Raw genomic sequence first — 14393 nt, 5'->3', positions numbered from 1 at the left:
TCGTCTCAGTCACTTCGCATCGACCAGTTCCAGTCGGCGGTACGTGTAGTACGCGGCGCAGGCGCCCTCGGAGGACACCATCGTCGCGCCCAGTGGATTTCTCGGAGTGCACTCCCTGCCGAACGCCGGGCACTCGTGCGGCTTGATCAGCCCCTGGAGCACCTCGCCCGACCGGCACAGCGCGGACTCCGCCGTACGGATGGCCGCCACGTCGAACCGCGTCTCCGCGTCGAACTCCCGGTACTTCTCGGCGAGTCGCCAGCCACTGGCGGGGATCGTCCCGATGCCGCGCCAGGTCCGGTCGGTGACCTCGAAGACATCCCGCAGCATCTCCATGGCGGGCAGGTTCCCCTCGGCGCGCACGGCACGGGGATAGGCGTTCTCCACCTCGTGCCGGCCCTCCGCGATCTGGCGGACCGTCCTGCGGACGCCCTCCAGGATGTCGAGCGGCTCGAATCCGGTGACGACGATGGGGACCCGGTACTTCTCCGCCAGCGCCGGATATTCCGATGTCCCCATCACACTGCACACGTGCCCGGCGGCCAGGAACGCCTGCACCCGGCAGGTGGGGGACTGCATGATGGCGGCGATCGCGGGCGGCACGAGGACGTGCGAGACCAGCAGGGAGAAGTTGCGCACGCCCAGCCGGCGGGCCTGGTGGACGGTCATGGCGTTGGCGGGGGCCGTCGTCTCGAAGCCGATGCCGAAGAAGACGACCTCCCGGTCGGGGTTCTCGCGCGCCAGTTTCAGCGCGTCGAGCGGTGAGTACACGACGCGTACGTCACCGCCCGCGCTCTTCACGGAGAACAGGTCCTGGCCGCTGCCCGGCACCCGCAGCATGTCGCCGAAGGAGCAGAAGATCACCTCGGGCCGGGCGGCGATCGCGAGCGCCCGGTCGATGACCTCCAGCGGGGTCACACAGACCGGACAGCCGGGACCATGGATCATCTCGATGTGATCGGGCAGCAGTTGGTCGATGCCGTGCCGGATGATCGAGTGGGTCTGGCCGCCGCAGACCTCCATCATCGCCAGCGGGCCCGTGGTGGTCGCGTGGATCTGGTCGAGCAGCCGCCGCGCCAGCTGGGGGTCGCTGAATTCGTCCAGGTACTTCACCGGTCGGTTCCTTCCACCGAGTTCCGTGCTCCGGCGGCCAGTTCGAAGCCCTCACCGAACTCCTCCTCCAGGAGCCCGAGCCGCTCGAAGTTGGCCAGGGTCTGCCGCGCCGACGTCTCGTCGAGCCGCTGGATAGCGAAGCCGACATGGACGACGACATATTCACCGACCGCCGCGTCGGGGACGTACTGGAGGCAGACCTCCTTGCGTACGCCGCCGAAGTCGACCTCCGCCATCACGGTGCCGTCGACCTCCGCGGTGCGCAGGACACGTCCCGGAACTGCCAGACACATGGTGCCTTCCTTCTCTGCGGGGCATCGGGTGGGTTTCGGGCGCCGGTGTCAGCCGCCGGACGCCGCGATCAGCAGCTGACCGAAGGCGAGTCCGCCGTCGTTGGGCGGCAGCAGACGGGGGCGGAGCACGGTGAAGTCCGCTGCTTCCAGGGTGCGTTGGGTGGCCTCCAACAGGACGGCGTTCTGGAAGACACCGCCGCCCAGCGCCACCACCCCGAGCCCGGTCCGCTGCCGGCACCCCTCGGCGAGATCGGCGGTGAGGCGGGCGACGCAGCTGTGGAAGCGCGCGGCGATCAACTCCTTCGCCACACCCGCCCGTACGTCCGAGACCACCGCGCGGATCACCGGAGCGGGGTCGGCCACGACCGGGTCACCGGGGCCGGGCCCCGGCCGGACGGCGAAGGCATAGGCGTTCCCCGGCGGCTCGTGCGGCACCGGCGGCGCCGCGCGGGCCAGCCCCTCCAGCTCGATCGCCGCCTCCGCCTCGTACGCCACCTCGTGCCGTACGCCCGCCAGCGATGCCACCGCGTCGAAGAGCCGGCCCATGCTCGACGTCGGTACACACCCGAAGTTCGTCGCGAACTGGTGGGCCAGCACCCTCCGTTCGGCGGCCGGACAGGCCGCCACCGAGGGCAGCTCCTTGTCCCAGTGGACACCGGCGGCCCGCAGATGCGCGAGCGCCATCCGGTAGGGCCGCAGCACGCTCGCGTCGCCACCGGCCAGCGGCACATACGCGAGCCGCGCGGCCCGCTGGTACGACTTGTAGCCGGCGATCAGCACCTCACCGCCCCACACCGCGCCGTCCGAGCCGTGGCCGGTGCCGTCGAAGGCGAAGCCGATGACACTCTCGCCGGCGCCGAGGCCGTGCTCGCCCATCACGGACGCGATGTGCGCGTGGTGGTGCTGCACGGTGCGTACGGCCCGGCCCCTGGCGTGCGCCCGGGCCCAGGCGCCGGAGCGGTAGCCGGGGTGGCGGTCGGCCACGAGCTGTTCCGGCTCGACACCGGTGAGCAACGCCAGCTGGTCCGCCGTGCGGGTCAGCGCCTGCACCGTGGCGAGGTCGTCCAGGTCCCCGACGTGCTGGCTGACCCAGGCATAGCCGCCCTCGCCCAGCGCGCAGGTGTTTTTCAGGTCGGCGCCCGCCGCGAGCAGCGGCGGGACCTCGAAGGGCAGGGCGAGGGGGAGCGGCGCGTACCCGCGCGACCGGCGCAGGGGCAGCTCGGCGCCGGCGACGAACCGGCTGACCGAGTCGTCGCACGGCACCTGGATCGCCCGGTCGTGCCGCAGCCAGGCGTCGGCCAGCGGGGCGAGTTCGGCCAGCGCCCTCGCGTCATCGGTGACGATCCGCTCGCCGGAACGGTTCCCGGAGGTCATCACGAGTGCGTCGGGGCCGGGTTCGTCGCCGTCGAGGCCGAACAGCAGCACGTGCAGAGGGGTGTACGGGAGCATCAGGCCGAGATCCGGGCTGCCCGGCGCCACGGCCCGCGCGACGCCCCCGGCGGGGCCGGGCGACGCCCGGCGGGGGAGCAGCACGATCGGCTTCCGCGCGCCGCTGAGCAGCGCCTCCCCGCCCTCGGTCAGGGTGACCAGTTCCCCGGCGACACCGAGGTCCCTGACCATGACGGCGAAGGGTTTGCCTCCCCGCTGTTTACGGTGGCGCAGCCGCGCGACCGCCGCCTCGTCACGGGCGTCGCACGCGAGGTGGTAGCCGCCCAGCCCCTTGACCGCGACGATCCCGCCCCCGGCGAGCAGCCGGCGCCCGGCGCGCAGCGCCTGCTCGCCGTGGAGCGGGGTCCCGCCGTCCCGGCCGACCAGTTCGAGACGTGGGCCGCAGGCATGGCAGGCGATCGGCTGGGCGTGGAAGCGGCGGTCGCGCGGGTCGCCGTACTCCGTGCGGCACTCCTCGCACATCGCGAACGCCGCCATGGTCGTCGCCGCCCGGTCGTAGGGCAGGCCGGTGACGATGGTGAACCGCGGCCCGCAGTGGGTGCAGGTGATGAAGGGGTGGCGGTGGCGGCGGTTCCCCGGGTCGCGCAGTTCGGCCAGGCAGTCCGCGCAGACCGCGATGTCGGGGGAGACCAGGGTGCGGGCCCGGTCGGCCGTGCTGGAGTCCTCGATGGTGAACTCGGCGCCGCCCGCGAGCGGCAGGTCCGTCTCCGTCACCGACTCCACGACCGCGAGCGGGGGCGGCCGGTCCCGGAGCCGGCGGCCGAACTCCGCCACCGACCCCGGGTCCCCCTCCACCTCGGCGACCACCCCGGTGCCGGTGTTGGACACCGAGCCGACGAGGGACAGCTCCGCGGCGGTGACGTACACGAAGGGGCGGAAGCCCACGCCCTGGACGACCCCGCGCACCTCGAACCGGCTGCGGACCCGGGGCTGCCGGGGCTCCGGATCCCGCCGCTCACGAGGGCCGGCGCCCATCAGCTCCAGCCCCGACAGCGCGTGCGCCGCCTTCGCCTCGTCGATGATCTCCAGGGCGAACCCCATGTGCAGCAGGACCCAGTCCCCGGTGGACGGGGGCGTGTCGAGCATGCCGATGTTGACGCGGCGCCGGGCGCCCTCCACATCGACCAGGGCGAGCTGGCCCGCGTAGCCCTCGACGCTCTCCACGACGCGGCCGGGAATGCCGAGACACATGATCAGGACCTCCGGGGCCGTTCGGGCACGGACGGGAGAGCGGGGCAGGGCTCCGGCGACGGCGCGGGTGGTGCCGCCGTCAGCCGGCGGACCAGTGACCGCACCGCCGCGACCGCCCGGGGGACGGCCGCGGCGACCGGCTCGCTGAGACCGATGCCCTCGTCGACTCCGGCGGGGGTGCAGCCCACGACGTGAGTCAGCGGGAGCGTACCGCCCAGTTGATCCAGATTCGCCAGCACCGCGACCGGATTCATGCCGTGTGCGTCGAATTCACCCGAACCGAGGTCACCCGGGCCGACCTCCAGCACGGTCAGCTCCCCCGGGGGCCCGTCCCCCGGACAGGCGTCCACCAGCACCAGCGCGTCGTACCCGGCCAGCAGGTCGTACGCGAGGTGCATGCCCCGGATCCCGTAGTCGACGACGCGGACGCCGCCGGGGAGCGGCTCCCCGGGGCCGACGGTCAGCCGCCGTACGACCTCGGGGCCGAAACCGTCGTCACCGAGGAAGAGATTGCCGACACCCGCGACGAGTACCCGGCACTCCTGCGACCCGTCTCCCGGGCTCACATGGAGCGCATTCGGAGGTACCTGCGGAGGTCGGGGAGCGAGCGAACGCCGACGGCGACGGCGACCGCCGCCATGGCGGCGGCAGCACCCGCGGTCATCAGTCCGAGGAAGCGCATGAGGGGTTCTCCTTCCGGAATTCCGCCGGTGGCGGATCGGGGGCGGGCAGGCCGGAATCGCCGGCGGTCAGCGGTTCCAGCTCGTCGGGGGCGAAGTAGAAGTAGCGGCCGTACCAGTCGTGCAGGTCGGCCGCCGGGTCGTCGACGAGGACGAGGGCGACATGCACCCCGCCGTCCACGTCCGAGAGCACGGCCGTCACCCGTGCCACCTGACCGTCGAAGAACAGGTCCTGCGCGTCGGCGCGGCGCGCCGGACACACCCGTACGAGGCTCCCCTTGGCCACCCGGACCCCGTCGATCACGACGCCGTCCGACCCCGGCGACACGGCGGCGTCCGCGGCCGGATCCCACCAGGGGGCGCCGCCGGTGTCGAAGGAGGCGGGGGCGGCGTTCCGCGCGTCGCCGGTGCGCAGCAGGCCGTGCAGCCGCTGGAGGTCGCCGGGCGTCATCGCGTCACAGCGGTCGATGATCTCCCGGGCGCGCGGATCGGTGGCCCGCGCCTCCGCCTTCTCCCGGTCCGTCATCGTCATCACGCGGAGCGTCAGGATCTCGTCGATCTCGGTCGAGTCGAACAGGGCGCCCGCGCTCTGCTCGGCGATCTCCGGGTAGTCGTAGAGAATGATCGGCGCGCCGAGCACCGTGTCCGTGGTGCCCTCCGCCCCGGCCAGCACGGGCCAGCACCGGTGCTGCACGCAGCGGGCCGCCGCGGGCGCCGCCCCGTCCGGGGGCTCGCGCAGCGAGACGAAGCGGGCGCCGCGGGCCCGCAGGAGCAGATGCGTGCCGATCAGCGAGACCCGGACGGCGGCGTCCTTGTCCGCGACGGTCCCGGCGTGCTCGTTCGCCACGGAGACCGTCAGCCGCACGTATCCGCCGTCCCGCTCCGCGTGGGTACGGACCCGGGCCACCAGCGGCTCGCGGCGGCGGCCGATGCTGCCCACCGGCACCCCGGTCGCGTCCGTCAGCGGCTCGGTCTCCTCGCCCCCGGCGACCGCGCAGAGCTGGTCGGTCGGCCCGGTCAACGGGACCGGCCCGAGGTCGACCTCCCGCTCGACCGCCTCGTCCCAGCTCAGCACCGCCACCCCGTCGACGACGAGTTCCGGGACGGCGCGTTCGCCGCCGTCCCCGGTCCGCCGCCGCACCTCACGCACCTGGTGCTGGAGGAAGCGCAGCCGGACCGTCACCTCGGCGGGGGCCGGCGCGCCGGGTTCCACCGAGAGCAGGCACTGCATCGCCATGCTCGGCTCCTCGGCGAAGCTCGCGGCGGTCGCGGCGGGCGGCCCCAGGACCCCGAACTGCCAGCGCGACCGGTTCTTGTGGGCGCTGGCGCGGTACGGGTAGAGCAAGTAGCCCTCGTAGAGCACCGCGTCGGCGACCGCGCGCACGGGGTCGAGGTCCGCCGGGGCCGCCCTGGTCACCGGACCACCTCGTCGAGTGCGCCGACGGCGGCACCGGCGTGCCGTTCCCTGTCCGCCCCAGCCCCAGCCCCCGTTCCCGCGATCGCCAGTACCGTACGCACCGTCTCGTCCCAACTGATCAGCCCGCGCCGCTCACGGAACTCCGCGAAGGCGGCGAGCACGTCGTGGTCCAGCCTGATCCACCCCGAGTGGGGGAAGTGACACGCGATCAGCCGCCGCCACACGGCGACCGGCAGCTCGTACCGTGCCTCGCGGTCCCAGGGCACCTGCCGCACCCCGAGCCCCGTCCGGCCCGCGCCCCGGGCGAAGACGGTGCCCGAGAACAGCAGGCTGACCGGCACCGTCCCGTCCTCCCCGAGCGCGTGCAGATAGCGCGAGCCGACCACGTCGAAGTCGTAGGTGCACGGCAGCGCGAGGTCGACCTCGGTGGAGCCGGTGAACCCCTGCACCGTCGTGTCGCACTGCATCCACAGGAACGGCCGCAGGGTGTCGGACCACCGCTCCCGCTCCCCGAACAGGCCCCGCAGCCCGTCCTGTTCGGCCTGGTCGTAGGGGCGGCGCTGCGGTTCGATCCGGACCTGGCAGCGCAGCACGATCGCGTGGACCGGCTCGCCCGAGCCGTCCTCGATCCGCAGCCGCGCGGTGAGCTGCGGTGCCGCGCTGAACGGCTCCGCGACGATGTCCCGTACGGAGAACTCCAGGCCGGGCGCGGTCGGCAGGCTCACGAGGATCCCTCCCCGGCCGCCGTCCCCGCCGTCGCCGCCACCGCGGTCCGCTCCGTGGCCGGCTCCGCGCGCGCGGGTCTGCTGCGCGCCCTGACCCGCTCGAAGAACGCGTCCATCGCGGCATGTGCCTCCTGGCCGCCGTCGAAGCCGCGCCACAGGGTGCGCAGCCGGCCGACCAGTTCGTAGCAGGCGTCGATCGGCACCACGTGGCACGAGGCCCCCGGCCCGTCCCCGTCCCCCTTCTCGCCGCCGCGCCCGGGTGCCTCCGTACGGCGTACGAGCAGCGCCTCGACATCGGGGCGTACGACCGCCAGTTCGGGGGCGGCCGCCACGAGGCCGGCCCAGGCGTCGAGCGGCAGTTCGGACTCGGTCGCCCCGGCCGGGCCGGGGTAGAACGCGACGGTGCGGTCCTGCGCGGAGTTGCGGAAGAGGAAGGCGAGACCCACCGGGATCCCCAGCGCGTCCCAGGCCCGCCCGTCGAGCGGGAGCCGGTCGAAGCGGAGATACCGGTCGGGCACCGCGCGGTAGCGCAGCTGCGCCCCGTCGTCGGTGAAGAGCAGGTAGCAGGCCCGGCAGCAGCACATCAGGCGCCGGCTCTCCAGGTTCACCACATGCTGGTGCTCGGTGGCGGCCGGGGCGGCGCACATGTCGCAGCGCTCGCCGGTCACCGGCTCCGGACGGTTGCGGGTGACCCGCAGCAGTGCGGCGACCGGGGACCGGGCGGGCCCGGCGGGCGCGCTCACGGCGCCACCGCGGGCGCGGCAGGCACGGCGACCAGGACCGAGGTCCCGTCCGCCAGCACGGGCAGGGGGGCCAGATGCGCGCCGTCCGCGTCCGGGTCGAGACAGGCGCCCGCGCGGCGTACGTCGTAGTGCGCGCGGCAGGCGGAGCAGCGCAGCACCCCGTCGTCCGCGCCGCCGCCCAGCCGCCGGGCCAGCGTCGCGCCCTTCATCGGGCGCTCGCACCGGGCGCACCGGTCCCGGAAGGCGAACAGGTCGGGGCCGATCCGGCAGGCGACCACGGGGAACCCGCCGGTGTTCAGGCGCTCGACACCGCCGGACTCCAGGGCGCCCAGCTCCGGCACCTGCTGCCAGCTCGCCCCCGCGCCGCCGGCACCGTCACCGGCGTCCGTACCGGCCGCGTCGTCCGCGTCGGCCCTGTCCTCCGTATCGTCCACGTCGTCCGTACCGGCTTCGCGGACCCGTGCGAACAGCGAGTCCACCGGCACCAGCGGGCCCGGTGCCTCCGCCGTCCCGGCCGACTCCTCCACCTCGATCGCGCCGACCTCCGGGGCCGCCGCCTCCACCGCGCCCCGCACGGCGAGCGCCAGCGTGGCGGAGGAGGACGGGCACCCGTCGCAACTGCCCAGCAGCCGCAGCCGTACGGTCCCGTCCTCCGTGACACCGAGCAGCTCCACGTCACCGCCGTGCGAGCCGAGGTACGGCCGTACGCTCTCCAGCGCGTTCTCGACCCGGGCCGACACGCTGTACGGGTGCAGTCCGTGCACCAGCAGCACGCTCGCCACCAGGTCGTCCCCGGCGAGGGCGGCCAGGACCGTGTCGTCCAGAGCGCCGTGCTCGTGGACGAGGTCGAGCAGCCGCTCCAGACCGGCCCCGTAGAAGTCGGTGACCAGCCGGACCAGTTCCTCGCCGCGCTCGCGCGCCGCCGGGCCGCCCGCCGCGCCGGCCGTGATCAGTGCCTCGATGCGTTCCCCGGTCGTCCGCCACTCCTCGGACGCCGGGGGAACGTGTGTCTGCCGCTCCGTCATGTCACTCACTGCCCGCGGACTGGGTGGGCGAGTGGAGCAGTTCCAGTTTCTTGCCGCCACCGAGGTACATGTGGACGCCGCACGGCAGACAGGGGTCGAAGCTGCGCACGGTCCGCATGATGTCGATGCCCTTGAAGTTCTCCCGGTCGTTCTCCTCGAAGATCGGCTGGCCCTGCACCGCGTCCTCGTAGGGACCCGGTGTCCCGTAGGAGTCACGGGGGCTCGCGTTCCACGGGGTGGGCGGGTACGGGTGGTAGTTGGCGATCTTGCCGTCCCGGATCACCATGTGGTGCGAGAGCACCCCGCGCACCGCCTCGGTGAAGCCGCAGCCGATGCCCTCCTCCGGCACCTCGAACTTCTCCCACGTCTTGGTGCGGCCGGCCCGGATCTCCACGAGCGCCTTCTCCGCGAAGTGCAGCGCGCAGGCCGCGGCGTACGCCTGGAAGTAGGTGCGGGCCCGGTTGCGCTCGATGGTGTTGCTCCAGCGCGGCACGTGCCACTCGAACTCGACCGGGCCCTTGGTGGCGGTCTTCGGGAGGCTGATCCGCACGCTGCTGCCGGTGGCCTTGATATACCCGATGTCGACCAGTCCCGCCAGTGCGGTGGTCCACAGCCGGGCGAGCGGACCGCCGCCGGTGTCGAGCGCCAGGTACTCCGTGCCGTCGAACCAGCGCGGCGACATGACCCAGCTGTACTTGTCGCCCAGGTCGCGCTTCTGCGGCTGCGGGTTGGTGTGCTGGTTCCACGGGTGCCGTCGGTCGACCGGGTTGCCGAGCGGGTCGTGGGTCACGAACATCTCCTGCTCCTCCCAGTCGTTGTAGTACGACGAGCCGAGCAGGATGCGGATGCCCAGGTTGATCTCCACCAGGTCGGTGGTGACCAACTTGCCGTCCACCACGATGCCGGGGGTCACGTACATCTTGCGGCCCCACTCGGTCATGTCCCGGTACGCGAAGTTGCAGTGCTCCGGGTCCTGGAAGGAGCCCCAGCAGCCCAGCAGGATGCGGCGGTTGCCGACCTGCTCGTAGCCGGGCAGCGCCTCGTAGAAGAAGTCGAAGAGGTCGTCGTGGAGGGGGACGACCTTCTTCATGAACTCGACGTAGCGCTGGAGACGGGTGATGTAGTCCGTCATGAGCTGAATGGTCGCCACCGTGCCCACGCCGCCCGGGTAGAGCGTGGAGGGGTGTACGTGGCGCCCTTCCATCAGGCAGAACATCTCCCGGGTCATCCGGCTGACCTGGAGGGCCTCCCGGTAGAACTCGCCGGAGAAGGGGTTCAGCGCGCGCATGATGTCGCCGATGGTCCGGTACCCGTGGGCGTCGGCGTGCGGCGCCGGGGTGCGATGGGCCTGTTCGAGCACACCGGGATTGGTCTCGGAGACCATCTTCTCGCAGTAGTCGACCCCTACCAGGTTCTCCTGGAAGATGTTGTGGTCGAACATGTACTCGGCGGCCTCGCCGAGATTCACGATCCACTCACCGAGGTGCGGCGGCTTCACGCCGTACGCCATGTTCTGCGCGTAACAGGAACAGGTGGCGTGGTTGTCGCCGCAGATTCCGCAGATCCGGCTGGTGATGAAGTGGGCGTCGCGCGGGTCCTTGCCCTTCATGAAGACCGAGTAGCCGCGGAAGATCGAGCTGGTGCTGTGGCACTCGGCGACGGTCCTCTGCTTGAAGTCGATCTTCGTGTAGATGCCCAGACTTCCGACGATACGGGTGATGGGATCCCACGCCATCTCCACCAGATCGCCTTTACCCTGACTCGTCGTCGTCATGAGGCCGCCTCTTTTTCCGTTTCGGTGCGTTACCAGGTGCGGGTGGCGCCGGTGGTGAGCTGCTGCCCGCGTTTACGCCACTTGGGTTCGTGGTCGAGGGTGTGCGTGGTGATCTGCCGGAGCCGCCGCATCGTCGAGCCGTAGAGCCCCACGGAATTCCTGGAGAGCTTCGCGCCCGGCGGCTCGTCCATGAACGGCATGAATTTGTCGGGGAATCCCGGCATGGTGCAGCCGATGCAGATCCCGCCGACATTGGGGCAGCCGCCGATTCCGTTCATCCAGCCGCGCTTGGGCACATTGCACTTCACGGCCGGACCCCAGCAGCCCAGTTTGACGATGCACTCGGGCTGTCCGTACTCCGTCGCGAACTCGTTCTGCTCGTAGTAGCCGGCGCGGTCGCACCCCTCGTGCACCGTCCGGCCGAACAGCCAGGTCGGACGGAGCGATTCGTCGAGGGGGATCATCGGGGCCTGGTCGGTGGCCATGTAGAGCAGATAGGTGAGCGTCTCCGAGAGGTTGTCCGGCTGAATGGGGCAACCGGGGACGCACACGATCGGGATGCCCGCCTTCGACTTCCACTCCCAGCCCAGATAGTCCGGCACGCCCATGGCGCCGGTCGGGTTGCCCGCCATGGCGTGGATGCCGCCGTACGTGGCGCACGTGCCGACCGCGACGACCGCCGTGGCCTTGGGGGCGAGCCGGTCGAGCCATTCACTGGTCGTCATCGGCTGCCCGGTCGCCGGGTCGTTGCCGAAGGCCGCCCAGTACCCCTCCTCCTTCAGCCTCTCGTTGGGGATGGACCCCTCGACCACCAGGACGAAGGGCTCCAGTTCGCCCCGGTCCGCCTTGAAGAACCACTCCAGGAAATCGTCGGCGCCCCCGGTGGGGCCGCACTCGAAATCGATGAGCGGCCAGTGCACGGAGATCTGCGGCAGACCGGGCAGTGCGCCGAGGGCGATTTCCTCGATGCTGGGCTGGGTGGCCGCGGTGAGCGCGACGGAATCCCCGTCACAACTCAGCCCCGCGTTGATCCACAGCACGTGGATGAGGGTGTTCTCCGCTTTTACCGCTGCTTCTGTCGGCATAGCACGCCGCCTTCCGGGATGGGACCGCCCTATACCGGTGAGGTGGCGACACTCACCTTGCTACCATCTAGAATCCGCCCGCTCGTTCTGTCAACACGAGATTATTTCGGGCGGCCGGTCTTTCATCGCGGTTCGGCCGGGGCGAATGGGTGAGTACGGGGGGAGTACGGAAAGCTGGCCACTGATGCATGAATTGTCAATCACTCAGAGCGTGGTGGACGCCGTGTGCGAGCGCGCCGCGGGCAGGCCCGTACACACCGTACGGATCCGGGTGGGAGCGCTGACCGCCGTGGTGCCCGACGCGATGCGGTTCTGCTTCGATCTGACCACCGCGGGCACGGTCGCGGAGGGCGCGCTCCTGGAGATCGACCAGCCCCCCGGAACGGCGCACTGCCGGGCGTGTGAGCAGGACTTCACACTGACCGATCTTGTATTGCTTTGTCCGTGCGGCAGCGCCGACGTGGACATCACCTCGGGGCGGGAGCTGCAGATCGTCTCGATGAGAGTGGGCTGACCCTATGTGCGGTACGTGCGGTTGCGTCGGCGGAAGCGGTGCGGGCGGCGGCGGGACGAGGATCTCCGTACCGCACGCACACCCGCACGGCCATGACCGGGTTCACCCGGGCGGGGCCGGCGCGGCCGGTGAGACCATCACCCTCGAACAGAAGGTCCTCGTCAAGAACGACGGCCTGGCCGCACACAACCGCGCCTGGCTCGCCGAGCGGGGCATCGTCGCGGTGAACATGATGAGCTCGCCCGGGGCCGGCAAGACCACCCTCCTCGAACGCACCGTCAGGAACTTCGCCGGACGCCGGCCGGTCGCGGTCGTCGAGGGGGACCAGGAGACCGCGCTCGACGCCGAGCGGATCCGGCGGGCGGGCGGCACGGTCGTCCAGATCAACACCGGTGCCGGCTGCCACCTCGACGCCGGGATGGTGCGGGGCGCGCTGGCCACCCTGGAGCCCGGGGCGGGCTCGCTGGTCCTGGTGGAGAACGTCGGCAACCTGGTCTGCCCCGCCCTCTTCGACCTCGGCGAACGGAGCCGGGCCGTGATCATCTCGGTCACCGAGGGAACGGACAAGCCCCTCAAGTACCCGTACATGTTCGCCGCGGCGGACCTCGTGATCATCAACAAGATCGACCTGCTGCCGTACGTCGACTTCGACGTCGAGCAGTGCGAGAAGTACGCCCGTTCGGTCAATCCGGAGCTGCGGGTGCTCACCGTCTCGGCGACCACCGGCGAAGGCATGGCCGATTGGTACGACTGGGTGGCGCGGCCCTGATCACAGCCTCGCCGGTGACCGAAGGGGCCCGCCCGGTACGGACGCTGTCGGCGAAGTCGGCGAGTTCGGCGTACGCGTCGTGGAACAGGTCCTGGTCGTAGCGGACGCTCTCGGCGCCGACGCCCTCCGGGCGGAGGCACACATGACTCCGCCCTGTCCCGCCCCGGGAAACAGGGGCGGGACAGGGCGGAGGTGCCTGCGGACCGGCTGCCGTGGTGGGTCAGTTGCCCGCGACGGCCTTACGGCGACGGGTCACGATCACGACCGCGCCACCCGCGGCCAGCAGCACGGCCGCGCCCGCGGCGAGCGGGACGACATTGCCGCCACCGGTCTCCGCCAGGTCGCCGCCGCCACCGGTGGACGCCGCGCTCGGCGTGTTCGGCGGGGTGGCGGTGTCCGACGCCGGCTCGGAGGCGCTCGGCGTGGGGCTGTCCGACGCGGGGGTGGCGGGCTCGCTCGCCGACGGGGTCGGGGTGTCCGTGCCCGGTGTCCCGGGCTCGGAGGGCGTGTCCGCGGGAGGCGTCGCCTCGGCCGGCGGCTTCTCCGGCGTGGACTCGTCCGTCGGCTCCTCCGGAGCCGGCGGGATCTCCTGCGCGGTGCAGTTCTTCGTGCCGCCGTTCCAGGCCGCGATCAGCTTGTCCTTGATGACCGCGCGGCTCGGACCGACCGGCAGGTCGCCGTGCTCGAAACCGTCGTTCGCGTCCTTGAGGCCGTCGTACTTGACCTTGCCGCGGTAGAGGTCGACCTGTGCGTAGCAGCCGACGTCGGGGAAGGCCACGTCCAGTGTGTCCTGGCCGCCCTGCTTGATGTCGACGGTGTCGAAGTCGTGGAAGACCTGCTCACCCGAGGTCTCCCAGGTGGGGCCGTGGGTACGGTACGAGGCGAGTGAGACCGTGCAGTTCGAGGCGTCGGAGGCGGTGCGGACCTTGACGTGGACCTTGCCGTCGTCGGCCGGCTTGAGGCTGATGTCGTCGACCTTGATCTGGGAGAACCAGCCCCGGCCGTCCAGGGAGAACTCACACTTGTCGGCGGTGGTGACCGGCGTGCCCGCGCCCGTGCCGGGCTTGTAGCCCCCGTGGTTGCCCTTGTCCCAGCCCTTGCCGCCGGGGCAGTCGGTCGCCCACGCGGAGCTTGCCGCGGCGGTGGTGAACGCCAGGGCGGCGGCGCCGATTCCGAGCAGGCGCAGCGCGGTGACACGTCTCGTTTTGGCCATGCGTTTCTCCATCTTGTTGCCCGCGGATCCGGTCCCGTACCCCGCGTCGCGCACAACACGAGGTGACCTGCCGTGTGCCGGAGCGGGCAGGCCGAAGCGGGGGGCCGGACTGAAGTAGGTGGTCGCACACCGGGCAGCGGGGCCTCGGTGGCATCACGCATGCTGCTGGGGCGGCCACTTCCGTGTCAACCTGCGGCAACGGCCGGAATAAGGCCTTCCGTCAGGGCCGCTGCCGGACGTGCCGCAGGGTGGCACACCGCGTCGCACCCTCCCTGCCGGAACCCACCGTTCCGCGCTTTCCGGCCCGCACGGCTTCCTGTGTCTTTCCGGCCTCGAAATACCTTCGGTGCCGGCCCGCCCTCGTGGCGTCCTAGGACCATGTGCCGAGTGCGATTCGGGCCG

At 71.7% G+C, this 14393-nt stretch carries 13 protein-coding genes; 2 read left to right on the top strand and 11 right to left on the bottom strand.

The window, feature by feature from the left end; translation table 11 throughout:
• Nucleotides 1-9 precede the first annotated feature (9 nt).
• The 10 genes from hypD to AB0P17_RS09470 all read right to left on the bottom strand — a co-directional run bounded on the left by hypD (nt 10) and on the right by AB0P17_RS09470 (nt 11495).
• Nucleotides 10-1113, bottom strand: coding sequence for a hydrogenase formation protein HypD (hypD, locus tag AB0P17_RS09515; RefSeq protein WP_365809175.1), 1104 nt, complete (start codon nt 1111-1113; stop codon nt 10-12).
• A complete protein-coding gene (locus AB0P17_RS09510; protein ID WP_365809173.1) occupies nt 1110-1406 on the bottom strand; it encodes a HypC/HybG/HupF family hydrogenase formation chaperone in 297 nt (98 codons plus the stop codon). The genes hypD and AB0P17_RS09510 overlap by 4 nt, the downstream gene beginning before the upstream one ends.
• A 48-nt stretch (nt 1407-1454) precedes the next feature.
• Complete coding sequence (gene hypF / locus AB0P17_RS09505; protein ID WP_365809171.1) at nt 1455-4046, bottom strand: carbamoyltransferase HypF; 2592 nt, start codon at nt 4044-4046, stop codon at nt 1455-1457.
• 2 nt (nt 4047-4048) lie between these two features.
• A complete protein-coding gene (locus tag AB0P17_RS09500) occupies nt 4049-4612 on the bottom strand; it encodes a hydrogenase maturation protease (protein ID WP_365809169.1) in 564 nt (187 codons plus the stop codon).
• Between the two features lie 97 nt (nt 4613-4709).
• Entirely contained in the window at nt 4710-6143 is a 1434-nt protein-coding gene (locus AB0P17_RS09495) for a hypothetical protein (RefSeq protein ID WP_365809167.1), read from the bottom strand.
• A complete protein-coding gene (locus AB0P17_RS09490; protein ID WP_365809165.1) occupies nt 6140-6868 on the bottom strand; it encodes a DUF6084 family protein in 729 nt (242 codons plus the stop codon). The genes AB0P17_RS09495 and AB0P17_RS09490 overlap by 4 nt, the downstream gene beginning before the upstream one ends.
• Nucleotides 6865-7611 carry a DUF5947 family protein gene (locus AB0P17_RS09485; RefSeq protein WP_365809163.1) on the bottom strand — a complete coding sequence of 249 codons (747 nt, stop codon included), beginning with the start codon at nt 7609-7611 and terminating at the stop codon, nt 6865-6867. The genes AB0P17_RS09490 and AB0P17_RS09485 overlap by 4 nt, the downstream gene beginning before the upstream one ends.
• Nucleotides 7608-8636, bottom strand: coding sequence for a NifU family protein (locus AB0P17_RS09480; RefSeq protein ID WP_365809161.1), 1029 nt, complete (start codon nt 8634-8636; stop codon nt 7608-7610). The genes AB0P17_RS09485 and AB0P17_RS09480 overlap by 4 nt, the downstream gene beginning before the upstream one ends.
• A gap of 1 nt (nt 8637) precedes the next feature.
• Complete coding sequence (locus tag AB0P17_RS09475; RefSeq protein ID WP_365809159.1) at nt 8638-10410, bottom strand: nickel-dependent hydrogenase large subunit; 1773 nt, start codon at nt 10408-10410, stop codon at nt 8638-8640.
• Between the two features lie 29 nt (nt 10411-10439).
• Nucleotides 10440-11495, bottom strand: coding sequence for a hydrogenase expression protein HypE (locus AB0P17_RS09470; RefSeq protein WP_365809157.1), 1056 nt, complete (start codon nt 11493-11495; stop codon nt 10440-10442).
• Nucleotides 11496-11679: 184 nt separating this feature from the next.
• Here AB0P17_RS09470 and AB0P17_RS09465 point away from each other — a divergent pair, with 184 nt between their 5' ends.
• On the top strand, nt 11680-12009 hold the full coding sequence (locus AB0P17_RS09465) for a hydrogenase maturation nickel metallochaperone HypA (protein WP_365809155.1): 330 nt from the start codon (nt 11680-11682) through the stop codon (nt 12007-12009).
• A gap of 4 nt (nt 12010-12013) precedes the next feature.
• Nucleotides 12014-12778: a hydrogenase nickel incorporation protein HypB gene (gene hypB, locus AB0P17_RS09460; RefSeq protein WP_365809153.1), complete on the top strand. Its 765-nt coding sequence runs from the start codon at nt 12014-12016 to the stop codon at nt 12776-12778.
• A 220-nt stretch (nt 12779-12998) separates the two neighbouring features.
• Here the strand turns inward: hypB and AB0P17_RS09455 are convergent, their stop codons facing one another.
• On the bottom strand, nt 12999-13991 hold the full coding sequence (locus AB0P17_RS09455; RefSeq protein WP_365809151.1) for an LAETG motif-containing sortase-dependent surface protein: 993 nt from the start codon (nt 13989-13991) through the stop codon (nt 12999-13001).
• Nucleotides 13992-14393: the final 402 nt, after the last annotated feature.

The sequence above is a fragment of the Streptomyces sp. NPDC088124 genome (assembly GCF_040685895.1).
Taxonomy (GTDB): domain Bacteria; phylum Actinomycetota; class Actinomycetes; order Streptomycetales; family Streptomycetaceae; genus Streptomyces.
The sequence above is the reverse complement of the archived record's forward strand: the minus strand, read 5'-3'. Positions and strand labels throughout refer to the sequence as shown.